This is a genomic window from Vibrio sp. 10N.286.49.E11 (assembly GCF_041469505.1).
GTDB classification, from domain to species: Bacteria; Pseudomonadota; Gammaproteobacteria; order Enterobacterales; family Vibrionaceae; genus Vibrio; species Vibrio crassostreae_C.
The window spans coordinates 60,299-79,173 of sequence record NZ_JBFRKQ010000045.1; the positions used below are offsets into that span (position 1 = coordinate 60,299).

Consider the following 18,875-nt stretch of genomic DNA (forward strand, 5'->3'; position numbering starts at 1 on the left):
AATATCTATTTTGTCCGTTCGATCGTATGAGACTTAGCCACATTTAGCCCTAAACGCTTAGACAGTCGAGTCAGATTTGCTCGGTCTGTTTTCAGAACTCGCCCTGCTTGTGCCCAGTTAAAGTTGGCATCTTCCAACACCTCAGTAATGATACTGCGTTGAAAATCGTCCGTTGCACCACGTAGCCCTGCAGAAAGGTCGATCGTTGGTGTCGATAATGGTGTGTTTTTCACCTGAGTCGTCGCAATTGGCTGATCTTGGTCTAGAGGACCACAATCTTCCTTGGTGATTGTCACCAGGTTTTTATTGGTGCTGCGCGCTAACGCTTTCAATGCGGAACGACTGATCACATGCTCAAGTTCACGCACGTTACCCGGCCAACCATAACGGTTTAGGAAAGAAAGAACGTCGGAGCGGAACTTAACTTGGTTGATACCAAGCTTACGACGCGCTTGTTCTAAGAAGAAACCCGCTAATAGGCTGATGTCGTCACCACGATCTTTCAGTGCTGGCACCGCGATAGGATACACACTCAATCGGTGGTACAAATCGGCTCTGAATCGACCGTCTTCAACTTCTTGTTTTAGATCTCGGTTTGTCGCTGCCAATACTCGCACATCAATGGTTTGAATGTTGTCTTGGCCAACCGGTTGGATTTCGTTGTTTTGCAGCGCACGTAGGAGCTTACTTTGAGCGGCCAAAGGCAATTCACCAATCTCATCAAGGAACAGTGTGCCACCATCGGCTAAAGCAAATTTACCTAAGCGGTTTTTGTCTGCGCCAGTGAACGCGCCACGAACGTGACCAAACAGTTCACTCTCTACTAAGTTTTCAGAAATTGCAGCACAGTTTACGTAGACGAGTGGGTTACGTTTACGTTGAGATTGGTGGTGCAGGGTGCGAGCCACAAGCTCTTTACCAACCCCGGTGTCACCATGAATCAAGATATTAAACTCAGATGGAGCTACAACAGCGATGTCGTTCTTAAGCGCGACCATGGTGTCACTGTTACCAATCAACTCACCGCCGTCACGTTCCCACGCTTCTACGTTCAATTCTTCGAGTAATTGCTTTGACTGTTTTGCTTGATGTTCAAGTTGCGAGAAGGTCAGTGCCATCTGCATGGTTGAGGCTGCAATAGCTGCCAGTACTTCAAGGTTACGCGCCGGAATATTCGCGAAGACATCAGGTTTCAAGCTGTCTAGAGTCAGAATACCTAAGAGCTTATCGCCAAATAGCAAAGGCAAGCCCATACAAGCATGCATTGGTAAATCGCCATCATGGTCAATAAGCAAACCATCGAAAGGATCGGGTAAGGAGCTGTCAGCATCGAAACGAACAGGAGAGCGAGACGCGCAGATCTCTTCAAACCGTGGGTGTTCTGAAATGATAAAGCGACGACCGAACGTATCTCGGCTGAGCCCTTGCATTGCGATAGGTACTAGCGTGTCGCCTTGAAGGCTTAAAAGCGCGACACAATCACACGTTATGGTTTTGCGAATGGCATCGATCAGGCGATTGAAACGATCTTGATCGTTGACACCACTTGCGAGGCCAATGGTCATTTCCATGAGGGTAGATGCGGAGATATCTTGCATAAAAAACTCTAACTGTGTGTGTTTATCTACATAATAGAGTCTTATTGACTTAAAAAAAAGGTCTTTTTGACATTTTTATAAGATGAGTTTTGAGAAGAAAACCAGTAATGACGGGGATTGATAAAGTTGGCACTGATTGTGCTGAAGATACAGAGAAGCCCAATTATAGCGCTGATTAAACAGACTATTCTTGATCTCAATCAATCAGGTTGCATTAATCAGGTTTCGCGATTTTTTGAAATGAAAACGAGTCAAAATAACTCAGTTTCTAAAAATAACTAAGGTTTCAGAAAATCGATAAGTCATTCTTAATTTTTAGTAGTCAAAATGACATATAGGTCATAAGGCTCAGTGTTCGGAGTAAATTCATGCTTAACAATGCACATATCGAAATCATCAAATCTACTATTCCTCTACTTGAGAGCGCAGGCCCAGCTTTAACTCAGCATTTTTATCAACGTATGTTCACGCATAACCCTGAGTTGAAAGATATCTTCAATATGACTCACCAAAGAACAGGTCGCCAAGGCGTAGCACTGTTTGAAGCTATCGCGGCATATGCAAAGAACATTGAAAATCTAGCAGCGTTAACAACTGCCGTTGAACGTATTGCTCAGAAACACACAAGCTTTAACATTCAACCAGAGCACTACCAAATTGTTGGTTTGCACCTGATTGAGACATTACGTGAACTAGCTGCTGACGCCTTTACTCCAGAAGTGGAAGAAGCATGGACAGCCGCTTACCTATTCTTGGCGCAAGTATTCATCGATCGTGAAGCTGAACTTTACCTACAGCGTAAGCAAGCTGTTGGTGGTTGGGAAGCAGCGCGTGCGTTTGTGATTGCAGACAAAATCGAAGAGTCAGCGCTAGTAACAAGCTTTATCCTTCAGCCAAAAGACGGCGGTGAAGTTCTGGATTACACACCAGGTCAATACATCGGTATCGAAGTGAAACCAGAAGGCTCTCAATACAGCGAGATTCGTCAATACTCACTGTCTGATAAGCCAAACGGCAAGCAATACCGTATTTCTGTTAAACGTGAAGGACAAGGCCAAGAGACACAAGGCGTTGTATCTAACCACCTACACGATAAGGTTGCTGTTGGTGATGAGGTTAGCCTATACGCACCAGCGGGTGACTTCATGTATCAAGAGCGCAGCAAGCCAGTAACACTTATCTCTGCAGGTGTTGGTGTAACGCCAATGCAGTCTATGCTTGAGTTCCTAAACACGGAAGATAAAAACGAGCCAGTACTTTACCTTCACGCTTGTGAGAACGTAGGCCAACACTCTTTCACGACTCGTGTTAAAGATATTGTTGCCGACAAAGGTTGGGAAGCGAAAACGTGGTACATGAACAAAGATGAATCTGCATGTGAAAACACGCATCAAGGTCAAATGGATCTAGCGTCTATCTCTGATACTAAAGGCTTTGAAGAGAGCGATTTCTACATCTGTGGTCCTGTTGGTTTCATGAAGAACATCGTAGAGCAGCTAGATGCAATGAAAGTTGACCGTTCACGCGTTCACTACGAAGTATTCGGCCCTCACGCTAACTTCTAATAGGTCTCGGCATTTCTAGTAACACTCGCCTGAACTATTAATACCTTGCCTATTCAAAGGCCTCACAGTGTGAGGCCTTTTTGGGTTTGGTTGGTTTTGTCTGACATCATCGACTACTGCAGAACACGATGGTTCAGCTAAGATCTTTTCGCTTCTATCTAAGAACGTTTCATCTTCTTGGACATGTAGTCGGAATCGAAAAACTCAGGCCAGTACATTTTTACGTAACCACCGGCAACCCAAATCACTAGAATGGTGGCGATGGTTAGCTCAAAGAAACCAAACTTGTGTAGCCAATACCATTGTGGGTATTCCGCGCCGAAAAATGTAGTTAGACGATGCATGGCAATAGCGCTGATCACAGATGGGAAGGTGACGGCAGCAATCGAAGGTTGGAACTTCAAACGCATCAGGCGGATGTAACACAAGTAAATCAACAAAGTCATGGTGATGGCAATGCCCGCCAATGCACCTGTTAGAATCGGGTCTGGGTTGTCGAAGTTAACCAAGTAAGCGGCTAAAGATAAGTTAACCGGAGCTGCCATGATAGCGAGTGTTGGTCTTGCTCGGCGGGGCAGGTTTCCTTCGAATACCAAGCGGTACAATACCACTGGCAGCATTAGGAAATAGATACCGATACAAGTGGCCGCAAGTGTTTCTGAAAAAACGGTGTGCCCAAATTGTGAACCTGCTAAGGAACTGCTGATTAACCCAACCGGATACAGAAACCAACTCGGTACAATGTTCGACATTTTGAAGTTGATGATCTGGAAACTAAAGAACAACACCATCATGGTAAAATGCAATAACAACGCGCAGAACCAGACTGGGTAGGCGATAGCTGGCGATATCTCGGCTAAATAGTCGCATAGAATCAATAACGCCATGCTCATTGGTGCCATCAAGCTTCCACTTAACGGGTGGCGAATGTCATTAAGGAAGGTATTAAAGCTCGTTAAATAGCGCAGTAAAACAGGCAGCAATAATAGCGCGCCGAATGCAGCGAGGTAGGGACGAATTATCTCACCAATGCCCGGGATATATAACGCCCAAGCTTGTCCTAACCCAATAACGCCAAGTGCTAAAGACGCCTGAGATGGCGGCACATTTTTTACTTGGGTTAATCTTCTCCAGTTCAACGACTTACTCCGACTTAGTTAATTAAAGACTTTTAGAATATTTGCTTTAGTTAGAGTGTGTAGGCCTTTCATCAATAGATTTTGAGGGCACTCAACTAATTTTGAGTGGATGATACCAAGTTTAACGTTTGCTTTTTTGATTTTGATACGGAATCGGGAGATTAAGCACGTTGAATGTGTGCTTTTGTTTCATGAGTCATTTGTAATTAACATACTTTCTCTTGTTGAGGGAGGTCTTGTTGTCTTAGCTTCTCGTTTTTCAGCGTACGGTTAAGCAGCTGACTGTAAATTGGCTGCCCACCTAACATTTGAGCAATGATTACCGCGCCTAAGCAGGTGATGATCAACGGCAGGATCAGGTAGTAGTTATTGGTCATTTCAATAACCAACAGAATACCGGTGATAGGCGCTCGCACGGTGGCGGCAAATAAGGCGCCCATGCCGGCAATCGCAAACATACCGGGCTCTATATTCAGTTCAGGGAAGAATGCCGCTGCGATAAGCCCGAACGCATAACCAAAGAGTGTTCCTAGCGCAAGCATTGGTGCAAAGATACCGCCTGGCGCACCAGAGCCGAAACAAAGCAGGGTAGTGAGGACTCGGCCTAAGAAAATCAACAACAACACATTGGCGCTGTAGCTGCCATTCGTGATGTTCGGGATGATACCAATACCACCACCAGTTAATTCAGGTATATAAAGGAGCAACAAGCCAAAGCAACCGCCAAGTAGGGTGCCTGTCATCAAGTAGCGTTTACGGTCATTCTTGTGGATCGCCACAAACAGGTCTTGGGAAAGCGTAATCAGTTTATTGAAAATCACACCAAACAGGCCGAACAACACACCTAATAATAAGAATAACCAAAGTGCGTCGAGTTCAGGCGGCTGGTACTGAGGCATTGTGATAACGGCAGATTGGCCATTGATAGAACGAAATACAATGTTGGCTGAAACTGCTGAGATGATGACAGCTTTGATTGATATGAGTGAGTAGCGAAACTGTGGTCTCATCTCCTCAACCACAAACATGATTCCTGCCAGTGGTGCGTTAAATGCGGCGGCTAAGCCACCAGCGGCACCTGAAGCCAACAGTGAGTGGCGAGTGTCATCGTCTTTGACTCGAAAGATATCAGTGACCATACGACCGATACTGCCGCCCATTTGAACGGTTGGCCCTTCACGGCCTAAAACCATACCAGAGCCTAACGCGCCCATGCCGCCAAAGAATTTTACGGGTAATACTCTCCACCATCGAACAGGGCGCATGCCGTCCATTGCACCTTCGATTTCAGGGATACCTGAACCGGCAGCTTCTGGAGCAAAACGGTGAACGAGAAAATAACCAATAAAGGCGAATGCCGCACTAATAAGGAAAGCAGCAAGCCACAGTGGTAAATGGCTACCGATTTCATCTTTCAGCCAATCGGTACGAGTTTCTGTGATGAAATGAACCGCAACTTCGAAATAGGTACCCACTACACCAGCAAGTACACCCACAATACAAGAAAGGAAGAGAACCGAAGCTGGGGTCTTATCTCTTGAGAGAAATTGATTAATAGCATCCCTTGGCATCTTGGCTAGTAAGGACTGCTTAATTTTCTCTCTTCTGGTCATAAAGATAAGTTTCCTGAATGAGTTAAGGCGGGGTTGCATTAAATTATACGCTTCCTCCGCATATCCTATAGCAGCAAAGATGAAAAGTTGAATTTCATTTATGGAATGTGCGTGTTACATAAATGGAATCTATGGTCAATAGTGGAATCACCGTCACAATTTTGATCGATTCTCTGGCGGCGGCTTGAATATCCCCAAAAATGAACCATAGTTAAATCGTAAAGCAACATAACGAACCGCAAGGAGAAGTGAGGTTTTACACACAATTTGGATGGATTCAGAAACAAAGTTTTAGTTCCTCGTTAAATGTTCAGGTCGATATTTAAGGCTTCCTGATTCGCGAACTCACGATTGAGTAACGAGGGTGAGGCGTACTGAGTAAGTACGCCTTTAGTTCGTCTGGAGCATCCCATTTCCACATTCTGCCTCTACTGTTTATCTCTTCTGATTATTTTCGCGCCAACCTCTATTAACGAATCTCAGTGTAAACAATCGATTGGGGTCAACTTTTTGGTGATTGAGTATATACTCCCTTAAAAAGGAGAACTGATATGACTAAAAAAGTTCCTACGAACATCATTACGGGTTTCTTGGGTGTTGGTAAAACGACAGCCATCTTGAACCTGCTAAAAAATAAACCTGAGAATGAAAACTGGGCTGTTCTGGTTAATGAGTTCGGGGAAATCGGTATTGACGGTGCATTAATGACAGATCAAGGCGCTTTGATTAAAGAAGTGCCGGGTGGATGCATGTGCTGTACTGCGGGCGTGCCTATGTCAGTGGGTATTAATGCCTTACTTCGCCAAAAGCCAGACCGTTTATTGATTGAGCCGACAGGGCTTGGTCACCCTAAACAGGTTATAGCGACACTGACTTCCGATCAGTACACACCATATGTCGATTTAAAAGCGACGCTTGGTTTGGTTGACCCACGAAATCTGTCTAATGAAAAGTACACCTCGAATCAGAATTTTAATGATCAACTAAATAGTGCAGATGTGATTTTTGGTACTAAGGTTGACCTTGTTCATTCTGAAGACATCGATGTGTTCAATGATTGGGTGACGGATCAAACGCCAGCAAAAGTCTTCCATAAGCTAATTCACGATGGTGAAGTGCCATTGGAAGTGTTAGACATTGAAAGAGTATACGGCAGTGCTTCATCTCATATTGAAGCGCATCATCACGATCACGCTGAACAAGAGCCTCAATTCCAACTTCCTCCTGGTGAAGCTTTCATCCGTAAAGAGAATAAAGGACAGGGCTATTTCAGTTGTGGTTGGTTGTTTGGCGCAGAGCATAAGTTCGACTTCGATGCGCTATTCTCTATGTTGTCAGATCTAACGGCCGAGCGTGTAAAAGCTGTCGTGAACACCGACCAAGGTTGCTACGCATTCAATGTGGCGAATCAAGTCGTGTCTGTGAACGAAATTACGCTTGATGGCTTTGAATCTCGATTGGAAGTGATCGACTCGCAGCTCATGCCATGGGGCGAGCTCGAGCAGATTCTACTCAAGCTGTGTGGTATCAAATAGCCCTGTTTTTGCTGTTTGAACCAAGGATCTAGGTGTTTACTTCGTTTAAGGTGGGGTAAACACCAGATTAAATGAGAAAGTTTGCGTTATATCACGATAAATGTGAGATAAATCACTCTAATTACTTTATAGTGCTCGGCTGAAATAAGAATGTAGGCTGTCTGCTTAAGGAACCCGTAACAATGTCATTTTCCTCTCAAGGTTTTGCTCCTGAATTAGTCAAAGCGTTGACTGAGTGCGGTTATGAAAAACTCACTCCAATTCAACAAAAAGCGATTCCAATGGCTCGTAAAGGCCATGATATTTTTGCTACTGCTCAAACCGGTACGGGTAAAACAGCGGCATTTTCATTGCCTGTTATCCAACACCTTTTGAACAGCGGTAAAAAAGCGTCTAGAGGAACGGCTCGCGGCCTTATTCTTGCTCCAACTCGAGAGCTTGCTGCGCAGATCGCTCAAAACATTAAAGACTACGTTAAATACACGGATCTAAGCGTTTCTGCGGTTTACGGTGGTAACAAGATGTCTTCACAAGTTCGTCAACTAGAACTGGGTGTGGATATTTTGGTTGCAACACCTGGTCGTTTAGAAGAGCACTTAGAAGCGGGTAACGTGTCTATTGCTAACCTAGAATTCCTAGTATTTGATGAAGCTGACCGTATCCTTGATATGGGCTTTATCAATGCCGTTCGTAAGATCATGTTGGATGTAGAAACATCACCGCAAATCATGATGTTCTCTGCAACGACTTCTACTCAGTTAAACCAACTGTCTGTTGATATTCTGCGTAAACCAAAACGTATTAGTGTTGAGCGCGAAAACTCAACGGCTGCTACTGTCGGCCACGTGGTTTACCCAGTGGATCAAGAGCGTAAAACAGAACTGCTTTCTGAGCTGATTGGTCGTAAAAACTGGCGCCAAGTGCTTGTTTTTGTTAACTACAAAGAAACAGCGAACGATGTAGTTAAAGAGCTTAAGCTAGACGGCATTAAAGCAGTATTGTGTCACGGTGATAAAGCGCAAAGTGCTCGTCGTCGTGCTCTAGACGATTTTAAAGAAGGTAAAGCGCGTGTAATGGTAGCAACCGACGTTGCGGCTCGTGGTCTTGATATCGAAGACTTACCACACGTAATTAACTACGACATGCCTTTCCTAGCGGAAGACTATGTTCACCGTATTGGCCGTACAGGTCGTGCAGGTAAGCAAGGTCACGCTGTCTCTTTCGTTAACCGCGAAGAAGAGCTGACTGTCGTTCAAGTTGAAAAACTGATTCAACAGCGCATTCGTCGTGTTGAACAACCGGGTTATGAACCGAAGAAACGTGATGCTTACATCGAGAAGCTGAACACTAAATCGGCTTACAAAAACCGCCAAGGTCGTAAGAACAACGCGAACGAAGAGACGCAAGATCAAGCAAGCGCTGAACGTCGTTTGACTATGATGAAGCGAATTAAAAACCGTCGTAAGTAATTACGATTGGTGATTGAAAAGAGCCACTGTTATGTGGCTCTTTTTGTTTGTATTGATCGCAATATTGTTTATTGTCATTACTGCTTCGTTTCAACCTCGCTTCATTTCAAGCCCGATCAAGAAACAAGAACTAATAAATAAAAACAAGTCGATAAGGTAATAATATGGATAGCGCACTACTTTGGGCTTTTATTCCCACGTTTTTCTTCGTGTCAATCACGCCCGGTATGTGTATGACTTTGGCGTTGACACTTGGAATGAGTGTTGGATACAAGCGTACATTATGGATGATGATCGGTGAACTGGCTGGTGTCGCTGTGGTTTCTATTGCCGCGGTATTGGGTATCGCTTCGATCATGTTGAATTACCCATGGCTATTTACGGGCTTTAAATTTGTTGGTGCGGGTTACCTGTTTTATTTAGGCGTTCAGATGTGGCGTTCGAGAGGCAAACTGGCGATCAGTACTGACAACCAAACAACAAAAGTCAGCAATGATTGGGACTTGGTGGTTCAAGGTTTTGTCACTGCAATTGCGAACCCAAAAGGCTGGGCGTTTATGATTTCTTTGCTGCCTCCTTTTATTAACAGCAATAAAGACTTAGCACCGCAGTTGTTCATTCTCGTGTCAATCATTCTGGTTTCTGAGTTTGTTTGCATGACCTTATACGCGACAGGCGGAAAGAGCTTAAAGCATATGCTGGGCAAAGCCGACAATGTTAAGTTGATGAACCGCATTGCAGGTACGTTGATGATGGGCGTTGGTGTTTGGTTGTTCGTGAGCTAATTCTGGTTAGCCTACAACGAGCAGAGATCCCCGACTCAGTCGTTCCTCCTTCTCGAGGGTGACGCGTACGTGGGATGATGACGACTTAGGATTACGGTGAGTTTTGAAAATTCGGATTCTTACTTAAACCGAAGAATGCATAGAATATAAAAAGAGCGATAGGGCATTTGGCCTTATCGCTCTTTTTGATTTTACTTAGCTAGCGAACAGAGACTAGATAACAGAAATGTTTCTGATCTTAGCCTGCGTTGTATATTTAAACCGCGATTTCACCGCCGTCTTCACGACGAATCACAACCGTAGATGCTCTTGGGCGGACATTGCCTTGAGTTTGTGCTGTTGCATCTTCAGACGATGGCCAGTTTGCAGGGTGTTGAATGTTCACAAACAGTGATTTGAAATCTGGGCTGATGGTAAAGCCAGTCACTTCACAACCGTTTGGACCCACAAAGAAGCGTTTAAGCTGTGCTTGGTTGTTTGCATCAATCACCGCACTGTTGCCGTTGTCATCCGTTAACTGAGATGGAACCACTGCCAGCATTTGGTCATTGGTGTAGCCAGTGACTTCGTCTGCGCCGTTATCTGTCTGAATCCACAAGATGCCACGAGCATCAAACGCTAAGCCGTCAGGGCTCGCGAATTGGTTCATGTCTGTTAGACCAGAGCGGTTAATAGACTTGTCTTCCACTGCTGGTGAACCAAATACGAAGATATCCCAATCGAACTCGCCTGCCGTTTTGCCTTCATCCCAACGGATAACATGACCGAACTTGTTGTCTACGCGAGGGTTCGCAGAGTTCGCCTCTTTACGCTTGTTGTTATTAGTCAGCGTTAGGTAAGCCGTACCTGTCATTGGGTCAACAGAGCACCATTCAGGGCGATCCATTGGCGTTGCACCAACAAGGTCGGCAGCGCCTGCTGTATTGATGATAAGCGCTGCTTGAGAGTCAAATGAATCACCTAGCTTACCGCCGTTTGTAGTCTTGCTGCCCAACGTTAGTGGTAGCCAAGTACCTGAACCATCATCGTTGAACTTAGCCACATACAGTGTGCCTTTGTCCATGTACTTATCACCTGCACTTAGGCGATTGCTAGGCTCTGCGTCACGCGGGTCCCAATTTGCTTCAGAAACGAATTTGTAAAGGTATTCAAAGCGAGAATCGTGACCAGAGTAGAATACGATTGGCTCGCCTTCGGTCAACTTACCAAACGTACAGCCTTCGTGACGGAAACAACCCAGTGCAGAACGTTTCTTAGCGCGAGAGTTTGCTGTGTATGGGTCGATTTCAACAATGTAGCCGTGACCGTGTGCTTCGTTACGGTAATCGTCCATTGCTGACTCACCTGTTGGTGTTACGTCAAAGCGAGCAAATTCGTCTAGGCGTTCTTGTTTGTCACCAGAAAGCGTGTCCCAACCGTAACGTGTTTTGTCGGTAGCGATACCAATACGTTCTTGCGCTGGTGTTGTCTCGCCTTTGTTAACGAAATAACCCGGCCAGTTTTCTTCACACGTTAGGTAAGTGCCCCATGGTGTGTAGCCATTACCACAGTTGTTCAACGTGCCACGAGCTTGGCTGCCGTCTTGTGAGAACTTGGTTTTGGTAAATTCACTGTGTGCAACAGGACCAGACAGATCCATTACGGTCGCGCCTGTGTAGCGGCGGTTCAGAGGATCGTTATCGACCATCACCCATTGGTTGCCTTCAAGTTTTACACGAACCACACTCACGCCGTGTGCGTTGATCTCTTTACGTACTTCATCAAGGCTAGGGCGGTTGCCTTCATCGTATGTAGGACCATTAGCGTGCAGTGCTTTTTGGTCGATGTATTCGTGATTAATCACCAACAAACCGTCGTTGCTGTTGCCATTAAGCGGGAAGAAGTGCATGCCGTCGTGGTGCATGCCCAGTGAGTTTGCTTGATCTTGTGCGTTGTTGGTTCCATCTTTTAACCAAGCATTGCCTTGCTTGTTAAGTGGAGTACCCCAAGGAACCAATACTTGTGCTGTATAGCCTTTTGGCACAACGACACTGTCTGTCAGTGAGCCTTTAACCGATTCGAATGCAAGTGTAGCAGTGCTTTTTTGCGGTGCGCTAGATGATGCTGTCGCCGCGTGCGCTGTGCTGTGGCCTGCTAAACCAAAAGCACCAAACGCCGTCATTGCACTGATGCCTAAACCGCCTTTGAGAACATTTCGTCTTGAAAGGTTCGCATCTAAAACTTCTTCGAAGGGTTTGTTTTTGCTCTTATTAAAACGAGTGCTATCAAATGTTTCCTTGCTCATCTTTACTGCTTCCTATTGGCTGATTTTATTATTCGTTATTCATGACTTACCCACCTACTAACTAATTGGTTAATAAGCTGGGTCAATGTGTGACTAATCGTGAAGCAGTTAAGTGACAGATTTTTATAGATTTGATTAAGGTTTTGTTTCTGTAGCACGATTTTTGCTATTAACACCCTTGTGTAATACAAAACTCTTGGGGATTGATGTGGAACTGTGTATAAATGCTTTATCAAACGAAAAGAGAGGCAGTTATGAAATTAGATAAAATCGAAAACAAAAATCGTCGCCTACGCAAAAAGCTATACCTAGGTGAATTCGCGATTCTGGGTTTTGAAGTAAGCTGCAAGACATCGATTACTGATTTTGATCAATACGATGTGTTCATTGATGAGTTCATTGATTTCATCGACAGCATCGGTCTGTGCTTTGGTGGCGGCGGCCTTGAGCTGTTTGAAGGTTTCTTATGCTCAATTGAGCGCTACCGTTCAGTAACAGAAGCAGAACAACTGCAAGTTGCTCAATGGCTTGAAGCTCGTGCTGAAGTAAGCAAAGTGGAAGTTAGCGAACTGATTGACGCAAACTACGCGTTCTAATTTGATGTTGTGTTGTTAGCTCGATTGAAAGGCCAAATACGGCTTAGGAAAGAGTAACAACAGTACGCTAGAATAAAGGCCGAATCGTTAAATCGATTCGGCCTTTTTGCGTTTTATTCGTTCCATTTCTATTCTTTATCTTCTTTTCTATCCCTTCTGACGTAAATGATAAATTGATATTTTTCGATTAAATATTAGTACTTTATCGCTATTTTTATTTGCAGTAATAAGTTTGGATAAACTTGTGAGAGTTTTATGAGAATTCAATGAAGTTGCTGATAGATTTGATCGTTATTCTTAGAGTCAACAACACCACAGTTCGTTCTGGCAAAGGTAACGGTATATCGCTGTTATTCGTTTTGTTGGCAACGATAGGACTCGATAAAGGATGGAATCAAAATGAATAAACGTACTCAAATCAGCTTAGTGATCAGCTCGGCTATGTTGGCCTTCGGAGCGGCTCAAGTTCAGGCTGCTGAGCTTGAAGTCACTGTCACTAATGCAACGAAAGGGATCTACTTTACGCCTATCTTAGCGGCGGCTCATGACTCAAGCTTGTTCATGTTTAGAACGGGTGAAACGGCTTCTTCGGAACTAGAGTCCATGGCCGAAGGTGGCGATATTTCAGGTTTATCTGGTGTCATTGCCAACGCGGGAGGCGTGGTGGTTGAGAACCCAGCGGCCGGCATCCTCAATCCAGGCGTCGCAACTACGTTTGATATCAGTACTGGTGATTTAGAGTACCTATCATTGGGTGCAATGTTGCTGCCGACAAACGACGGCTTTGTTGGTCTAGATAGCTGGAAGATCCCAACTCAAGCGGGCACCTACAAAGCGACTCTAAATGGTTATGACGCAGGCACAGAAGCCAATGATGAGCTGGCGGGCAGTATGCCGAACCCTCCATTCATTACCTTTGGCGCTGGTGGCACAGGTGTAGAAACGGCAGTATCAAACGCTAAGGTTCATATTCATCCGGGTAACATCGGTGATAGTAACGCAGCTGGCGGCATCAGTGACCTCGATAGCAGTAGTCATCGTTGGCTAAACCCTGTTGCAACTATCACCATTGTTGTGAAGTAAGGGGGATGTATGAAAGCTAGAATTCTATTTATTGCTGCATCAGTAGCTGTGTTAGCAGGTTGTCCAGACGATGACGATGATTATTATCGTTACGATGTCAGTGTTGCTAACCTAACGCCCAATCAACCTATGTCGCCCCTCGCGGTATTGACTCACAATACGAATTTTGACCTGTTTGAAGTCGGGCAAAGTGCCTCTGTCGATCTGGAATACTTGGCGGAAGGGGGTAGTAATGCACAATTGCTTGCGCTCAGTGACAGTGACGCCAATGTTTATCAAGGCATCTCAGGCAATGGACTGATTCTTTCAGGTGAGCAAGACACGGTGTCGACCCAAATCAAGAAGGGTATATCTCAGTTGCTTCGATGTTGGTGAACACCAATGATGCGTTTGTCGGCGAATCCGGATTATCACTCAAGTCATTAGCGGTGGGTGATACCTTTACCATGAACATGAATGTTTGGGATTCGGGAACTGAGCTGAACGATGAGCTTGCTGCAACCATTCCGGGACCAGCAGGCGGTGGTGAAGGTTTTAATACCACACGAGACGACACCGATGTAGTGAGTTTCCACTCTGGCGTAATTAGCCAAGATGACGGCCTTACGACTTCTACTTTAAGTGCCAATCATCGTTTCCTTAACCCCGGAGCAAGAATCACCATTACACGAACTGAGTAACAGGGTCAAAGTACGATGAAAGAATTCCTGCTCTGTTCCGGTCAATTGAAAGGTGGGCAGACTCAGAATAGAGCAGGGATCATGAATAGTGCTGCGGTAAATTTGATGGCAAACATATTGTTGGTTGAAGACGATGATGACTTGGCTGAACTGGTGCAGATGCATCTTAAGTTCCAAGGGCATAACGTAATCAGAGCTAATGTGATTGAAAAGGCTCAGGCGCTCTATAAAGAGGGTCATTTCGATTTGATCGTACTGGATCGTGGCTTACCAGACGGTGACGGACTCGATTTCTGTCGAATGTTGCGTCAGCAAGAGGATTGGACGCCAGTACTCATGCTAACCGCAAGAGACGCTGAGTTAGATAAGGTGTCAGGCTTAGAAGCCGGTGTTGATGACTACATAACGAAACCTTTCAGCGTTCTCGAGTTTCAAGCAAGAGTGAGGAACGTGCTTCGCCGTTTAAGCCATGTCGAATCAGCGACTCAAGAGGTTGTGACAGCAGAATCGATTATGAATTTTGGTGTGCTCACTATTCAACCTGAACGCCATCAGGTGTCACTCAATAACCAAGACGTACCGCTGACAGCTACCGAGTTTACCTTACTTCATTTCTTAGCAACCCGCCCGGGGCGTGTGTATAGCAAAGACGAGCTGCTCGATCATGTTTGGAATACTCATCACTCTGGCTATCACCATACCGTGTGTAGCACAGTCAACCGTCTAAGAACCAAGCTTGCGATGCCGAATAGTGATGATGATTTCATTAAAACCGTTTGGGGTGTTGGTTATAAGTTTGAGTCGAAAGCTTAGGCCTATGTGTCGCGTCCGAAGTTTACTAAAAGGCCAGTAAGACCTAAGAGCCATCGAGGAGAGAACATGAGTTTCAAATCGTGTTTAGTGTTGTTCACCAGTTTGTGGTTTCTGCTCGTGAGTGTGGTGATTGCTTATACCTATAATTGGCAAAAAGAGACCATAGAACAAAGAACTAAGCAGAGCTTACACAAAGAGCTCGCGGTTCATATGCGCGATGATAATCCTCTGATGATTGGTACCGACTACAACCCTAAAGCGCTCAAATCCATTTTCCACACCTTGATGTTGATAGGGCCAGATTTTGATATGTATTTCCTCGACAGTCAGGGCAAGATTACGACTCATGCTGCGCCAGAAGGCACTGTGCTAGCCAACCAGATAGACTTAGCACCCATTCAACAGTTTTTAAACGACGAGCCTTATCCCATTCTGGGGGAAGATCCGATCAATCCCGGGGCTCGTAAGGTGTTTTCCGTAGCAGCGATTGAAGAGCTAGGTTCGACCGTCGGGTATCTGTACGTTTTGATTGGCAGTAATCGTCACACCGTGATTGCCAATTCGCAGGTCGACACGCCATACATTGCGCTCGCGGGGCTCATGCTGATCTCTATCTTGGGTTTTGCAGTTGGGGCTTATCTATTGGTTAAACGTAGCCTGTTAAACCCAATAGAAGCAGTAACCAACAAGCTGCAACAACAAGCAGAGCAAGATTTTCGATTGGACCCGAACTTCATTCATCAAGTACCAGAATTGGTGCCGATTGCACGCTCGTATCAGTTGATGGCGAAGCACATTCAACAGCAATTTTTGCAACTTGAATATCAGTCGTCACATCGAAGACAAAGCTTATTACAGCTCAGTCATGATTTGAAAACGCCATTGTCGAGTGTATTGGGGTATCTAGAAACGTGGAGGATTCAAAACCCACATTCGGATCCACTCATAGATGTGGCATATCGCAATGGCAACAAGTTATCTGAACAGCTCCATTCGCTGTTAGATAGCGCCAAGAAAGATAACCCGGTACCCACATATCAATACGCTTCAATCGATTTCAATGGGCTGATGAGCGAATGCTTAGAAACGATACAAAGCAAATATCGCCATAAAAATGTTGAGTTGAACATTAATATGCCTATTGGAATCAAGGCTGTGGGTGACAGTGATCTGCTTGAGAGGTTGATTTTGAATCTGTTAGATAATGCATTGAGGCATAGCCCAAGTGGCACTGTGGTGTCGTTAGATGTTGGTTTTGAAGCGGATTCCAAACGGGTGAAGGTGGTGATTCATAATGAGGTTGAACTGGAAGCGCCGAATGGTTCTTTGGGAATAGGAACCAAGATCGCGCAGTCGATACTGATGTTACATCACAGCGTGCTAGAAACAACAAAGGCAGAGAACTCCTTTCAGCAAAGCTTTTACTTGCCTTCGGTATAGCTCTGTCTGCCTTCGTTTAGCTCGATGTATACTTACGTAGAACTAACGTTAAGCGTCTTTACTGTCTTCGTTGCCTTCGTTCACTTTCGCGTAGAAGTGAAGTAGCTCAGTTAATTCTTTAACCCAGCCAAACGCATCTTTAGGTGCGTTCTTTAAGATCTTTTCTACTTTCTCACAGTGCACTTCGATTGCGATTGCTTCTTCAAGGTTGAAAGAAATTGAGTAGAAGTGCCAAAGCAGTAGGCGAGTCATTCGCTCGATGTTCTGTTGCGAGTTATCCGACTCTGAGAAGGCTAGGTTTACTTCACCAAGCGCGATAGCTGTCATTCGAAGCATTGCGTCAAATTTCGCTGATTGCATGCGTTCTTCGCTGGTGACTTCTTCTTGCTCGAACGTAAACAATTCCGTCATTGCATCTTCAGGTACAAGGCGATGAATCATTCTTAAACTAAATTCTTCTAGTTCATGGCGAGGCATGGTGATTAAGCAATTTAAGGTGTAGTCGCGTTGCATGGTGTTCTCTTGGATCTGCAAAAAGGTCGGACAGTTTAATGGAGAAGCGAGTTTAGAAAAAGCAGATTTTAGATAAGCCTGCGTTGGCAGGCTTATCTGTGTACTACAAGCCCTAAAATCGATGCTTAGGGGAACTGTATTTAGGTTTGAACGCAGTATCAGGCCTTGCTATGGCTTGGCGGTTGGTACTGCATCGACTGGTCGTTTCTCATGAATATGTTGCTCGCGACCAAACTGCCGATGCAAATAGAACCAAGGGCGAGCCAAGTCATCGCATCAGGAATCTCGTTGAATAGTGGGATCGCCAACAAGGTCGCCACTGCGGGTGTTGCACTGCCAAAAGCGGCAGAGCGTTCAGCCCCTAAGGTATTAACCGCATAAAGGTAAGTGAACGCAGCGATTAAACCCGCCCCAACGCCTTGCACTGTTGAATGAACGGCAAGCTCCGTGAAGGGCCAATTAGCGATTGGTGTGTCCATTAGGTGGCTTGGGAGGGTTCCAGTCAGGATTAGGACGAGTAAAAGCAAAGTAGAACAGAGAGAAATAAAACCGGCACTGACTAACGCATTAAGATTAGCGACACGGGCTGAGATGGTAAACGTCGCCCACATTAAGCTTCCGCATAAAAACAACAAATGGCCTTTGGTGTATTCAAAGTTGAAGCTGCTTAAGCTACTCCCTAAAAACAACAGTATGCCGAGCAAAACCAAACCTAAACCAACAACACGATGTCGGCTGAGTGGCTGCTTAAAAAAGAGTACCGCAATTCCTGTAACGAACAGAGGAAGCGTGCCCGGAACAAGAGCACTGCCATGAGATACCGGAACAAACTGCATGGCCGTTCCGGCAACAAGCAGATAAGGTAATCCGCTACCTACGAACATACCCGTTAGATACCGTTTAGGGACGACGGCAATTGCGCTGCGTGCTTTCCACATCAAAGGCAATAACACCAAAGCCGGTATGAGAAATCTTGTGAGAGCGATATCGGCAGGTGTTAAATCTGAATTTGCGCCGCCTTTAAGAGAAAGAAAAAAGCTCGCCCAAATGAGTAGGGTGACAGTAATAGATAAGTAGCCAAGATTCATAATATAGAAGGAGAGTGGGTGATGACTCATTATGGAACAGTTGGTGTGCCACAGGTTGGCAAGTTTTGGCTAAACTTGAACTGTCGTTGATGATTTCTGCTAATATTCACCAAATGATTAACGAATTTAACTAATGTTTGGCATTTACTATGGATAGAATTGATAGGCATCTTCTCGAACTGCTACAAAAAGATGGCAGGTTAACCACGGCTGAACTTGCTGATGAAGTGGGTTTATCACCTTCGCCTTGTGCAAGACGAGTCAAAAGGCTAGAAGAAAAGGGCATTATTGACGGTTATCGTGTGAGCTTGTCACGAGAACAAGTCGGCATCGCAATGAGTGTGTTTGTTGAGGTGAGCCTAAACAACCACCAAGAAGTGTCGATAGATAAGTTTGAGGCGGCTGTTGTAGAGATGGAAGAGGTGATCAGTTGCCACGTTGTATCTGGGGCTTATGACTATTTGCTAGAAGTGGTTAGCCCGAACTTGATGGCCTACGAGGCATTTACAAGAAAACTTCAAAGGCTCTCTAACGTGAAAGATATTCATACCCACCTTGCGATAAGACAAGTAAAAGGCAATGCACCACTGCCAATTTATACCGATTAAGCCAAACTCTGAGCAGTAACACGAAGGCAGAATGAGCTGAAAACGAAATGGTTTACTCCTGAAGTA

The 18,875-nt window shown here is 45.0% G+C and carries 16 protein-coding genes and 1 pseudogene; 11 read left to right on the top strand and 6 right to left on the bottom strand.

Features of this window, described 5'->3' with window-relative positions; all coding sequences use genetic code 11:
* Window positions 1–5: 5 nt before the first annotated feature.
* A complete protein-coding gene (norR, locus tag AB4167_RS10775) occupies window positions 6–1,598 on the bottom strand; it encodes a nitric oxide reductase transcriptional regulator NorR (protein WP_017062637.1) in 1,593 nt (530 codons plus the stop codon).
* A 368-nt stretch (window positions 1,599–1,966) separates the two neighbouring features.
* Here norR and hmpA point away from each other — a divergent pair, with 368 nt between their 5' ends.
* Window positions 1,967–3,163 (top strand): NO-inducible flavohemoprotein, encoded by a 1,197-nt coding sequence (hmpA, locus tag AB4167_RS10780; RefSeq protein WP_065583915.1) that lies wholly within the window; start codon window positions 1,967–1,969, stop codon window positions 3,161–3,163.
* Between the two features lie 158 nt (window positions 3,164–3,321).
* Here the strand turns inward: hmpA and AB4167_RS10785 are convergent, their stop codons facing one another.
* Both AB4167_RS10785 and clcA read right to left on the bottom strand, forming a co-directional pair.
* Window positions 3,322–4,269: a TDT family transporter gene (locus tag AB4167_RS10785; protein WP_372136515.1), complete on the bottom strand. Its 948-nt coding sequence runs from the start codon at window positions 4,267–4,269 to the stop codon at window positions 3,322–3,324.
* Between the two features lie 239 nt (window positions 4,270–4,508).
* On the bottom strand, window positions 4,509–5,915 hold the full coding sequence (clcA, locus tag AB4167_RS10790; protein WP_372136516.1) for a H(+)/Cl(-) exchange transporter ClcA: 1,407 nt from the start codon (window positions 5,913–5,915) through the stop codon (window positions 4,509–4,511).
* Window positions 5,916–6,466: 551 nt separating this feature from the next.
* Here clcA and AB4167_RS10795 point away from each other — a divergent pair.
* The 3 genes from AB4167_RS10795 (at window position 6,467) to AB4167_RS10805 (ending at window position 9,704) form a co-directional block, all read left to right on the top strand.
* Entirely contained in the window at window positions 6,467–7,450 is a 984-nt protein-coding gene (locus AB4167_RS10795) for a GTP-binding protein (RefSeq protein ID WP_372136517.1), read from the top strand.
* A gap of 182 nt (window positions 7,451–7,632) precedes the next feature.
* Window positions 7,633–8,919 carry a DEAD/DEAH box helicase gene (locus tag AB4167_RS10800; protein ID WP_017069159.1) on the top strand — a complete coding sequence of 429 codons (1,287 nt, stop codon included), beginning with the start codon at window positions 7,633–7,635 and terminating at the stop codon, window positions 8,917–8,919.
* A gap of 164 nt (window positions 8,920–9,083) precedes the next feature.
* On the top strand, window positions 9,084–9,704 hold the full coding sequence (locus AB4167_RS10805) for a LysE family translocator (RefSeq protein ID WP_017064486.1): 621 nt from the start codon (window positions 9,084–9,086) through the stop codon (window positions 9,702–9,704).
* A gap of 256 nt (window positions 9,705–9,960) precedes the next feature.
* Here the strand turns inward: AB4167_RS10805 and AB4167_RS10810 are convergent, their stop codons facing one another.
* On the bottom strand, window positions 9,961–11,988 hold the full coding sequence (locus AB4167_RS10810) for a PhoX family phosphatase (protein ID WP_372136518.1): 2,028 nt from the start codon (window positions 11,986–11,988) through the stop codon (window positions 9,961–9,963).
* Window positions 11,989–12,242: 254 nt separating this feature from the next.
* Between AB4167_RS10810 and AB4167_RS10815 the strand changes: the two genes are divergently transcribed.
* From AB4167_RS10815 to AB4167_RS10840, 6 genes and pseudogenes are all read left to right on the top strand, one after another.
* Window positions 12,243–12,584 (top strand): YggL family protein, encoded by a 342-nt coding sequence (locus tag AB4167_RS10815; RefSeq protein WP_017062629.1) that lies wholly within the window; start codon window positions 12,243–12,245, stop codon window positions 12,582–12,584.
* 266 nt (window positions 12,585–12,850) lie between these two features.
* Window positions 12,851–12,991: a hypothetical protein gene (locus tag AB4167_RS10820; RefSeq protein WP_017067451.1), complete on the top strand. Its 141-nt coding sequence runs from the start codon at window positions 12,851–12,853 to the stop codon at window positions 12,989–12,991.
* Window positions 12,984–13,667 carry a spondin domain-containing protein gene (locus tag AB4167_RS10825; protein ID WP_372136519.1) on the top strand — a complete coding sequence of 228 codons (684 nt, stop codon included), beginning with the start codon at window positions 12,984–12,986 and terminating at the stop codon, window positions 13,665–13,667. The genes AB4167_RS10820 and AB4167_RS10825 overlap by 8 nt, the downstream gene beginning before the upstream one ends.
* Before the next feature lie 9 nt (window positions 13,668–13,676).
* A pseudogene (locus tag AB4167_RS10830) lies at window positions 13,677–14,347 on the top strand (spondin domain-containing protein).
* An 81-nt stretch (window positions 14,348–14,428) separates the two neighbouring features.
* Window positions 14,429–15,160 carry a response regulator transcription factor gene (locus tag AB4167_RS10835; protein WP_017067448.1) on the top strand — a complete coding sequence of 244 codons (732 nt, stop codon included), beginning with the start codon at window positions 14,429–14,431 and terminating at the stop codon, window positions 15,158–15,160.
* A gap of 66 nt (window positions 15,161–15,226) precedes the next feature.
* Window positions 15,227–16,600: a sensor histidine kinase gene (locus AB4167_RS10840; protein ID WP_372136520.1), complete on the top strand. Its 1,374-nt coding sequence runs from the start codon at window positions 15,227–15,229 to the stop codon at window positions 16,598–16,600.
* A 48-nt stretch (window positions 16,601–16,648) separates the two neighbouring features.
* On the opposite strand, the gene AB4167_RS10845 is transcribed toward AB4167_RS10840, so the two are convergent.
* Together AB4167_RS10845 and AB4167_RS10850 are read right to left on the bottom strand one after the other, a co-directional pair.
* The gene (locus AB4167_RS10845) at window positions 16,649–17,113 is read right to left on the bottom strand and encodes a hypothetical protein (RefSeq protein ID WP_017062624.1); all 465 of its coding nucleotides are present in this window, start codon (window positions 17,111–17,113) and stop codon (window positions 16,649–16,651) included.
* Between the two features lie 158 nt (window positions 17,114–17,271).
* Window positions 17,272–18,201 (bottom strand): DMT family transporter, encoded by a 930-nt coding sequence (locus AB4167_RS10850; RefSeq protein ID WP_102394557.1) that lies wholly within the window; start codon window positions 18,199–18,201, stop codon window positions 17,272–17,274.
* Between the two features lie 149 nt (window positions 18,202–18,350).
* Here AB4167_RS10850 and AB4167_RS10855 point away from each other — a divergent pair, with 149 nt between their 5' ends.
* Complete coding sequence (locus tag AB4167_RS10855; protein WP_017062622.1) at window positions 18,351–18,809, top strand: Lrp/AsnC family transcriptional regulator; 459 nt, start codon at window positions 18,351–18,353, stop codon at window positions 18,807–18,809.
* Window positions 18,810–18,875: the final 66 nt, after the last annotated feature.

What these genes read in the sequence shown, in the direction of transcription:
- AB4167_RS10800 (WP_017069159.1), top strand. Translation starts at nt 7,633, where the DNA reads ATGTCATTTTCCTCTCAAGGTTTTGCTCCTGAATTAGTCAAAGCGTTG.
- AB4167_RS10810 (WP_372136518.1), bottom strand. Translation starts at nt 11,988, where the DNA reads ATGAGCAAGGAAACATTTGATAGCACTCGTTTTAATAAGAGCAAAAAC.
- AB4167_RS10805 (WP_017064486.1), top strand. Translation starts at nt 9,084, where the DNA reads ATGGATAGCGCACTACTTTGGGCTTTTATTCCCACGTTTTTCTTCGTG.
- AB4167_RS10815 (WP_017062629.1), top strand. Translation starts at nt 12,243, where the DNA reads ATGAAATTAGATAAAATCGAAAACAAAAATCGTCGCCTACGCAAAAAG.
- clcA (WP_372136516.1), bottom strand. Translation starts at nt 5,915, where the DNA reads ATGACCAGAAGAGAGAAAATTAAGCAGTCCTTACTAGCCAAGATGCCA.
- AB4167_RS10825 (WP_372136519.1), top strand. Translation starts at nt 12,984, where the DNA reads ATGAATAAACGTACTCAAATCAGCTTAGTGATCAGCTCGGCTATGTTG.
- AB4167_RS10845 (WP_017062624.1), bottom strand. Translation starts at nt 17,113, where the DNA reads ATGCAACGCGACTACACCTTAAATTGCTTAATCACCATGCCTCGCCAT.
- AB4167_RS10840 (WP_372136520.1), top strand. Translation starts at nt 15,227, where the DNA reads ATGAGTTTCAAATCGTGTTTAGTGTTGTTCACCAGTTTGTGGTTTCTG.
- AB4167_RS10795 (WP_372136517.1), top strand. Translation starts at nt 6,467, where the DNA reads ATGACTAAAAAAGTTCCTACGAACATCATTACGGGTTTCTTGGGTGTT.
- AB4167_RS10835 (WP_017067448.1), top strand. Translation starts at nt 14,429, where the DNA reads ATGAATAGTGCTGCGGTAAATTTGATGGCAAACATATTGTTGGTTGAA.
- norR (WP_017062637.1), bottom strand. Translation starts at nt 1,598, where the DNA reads ATGCAAGATATCTCCGCATCTACCCTCATGGAAATGACCATTGGCCTC.
- AB4167_RS10850 (WP_102394557.1), bottom strand. Translation starts at nt 18,201, where the DNA reads ATGAATCTTGGCTACTTATCTATTACTGTCACCCTACTCATTTGGGCG.
- hmpA (WP_065583915.1), top strand. Translation starts at nt 1,967, where the DNA reads ATGCTTAACAATGCACATATCGAAATCATCAAATCTACTATTCCTCTA.
- AB4167_RS10820 (WP_017067451.1), top strand. Translation starts at nt 12,851, where the DNA reads ATGAAGTTGCTGATAGATTTGATCGTTATTCTTAGAGTCAACAACACC.
- AB4167_RS10855 (WP_017062622.1), top strand. Translation starts at nt 18,351, where the DNA reads ATGGATAGAATTGATAGGCATCTTCTCGAACTGCTACAAAAAGATGGC.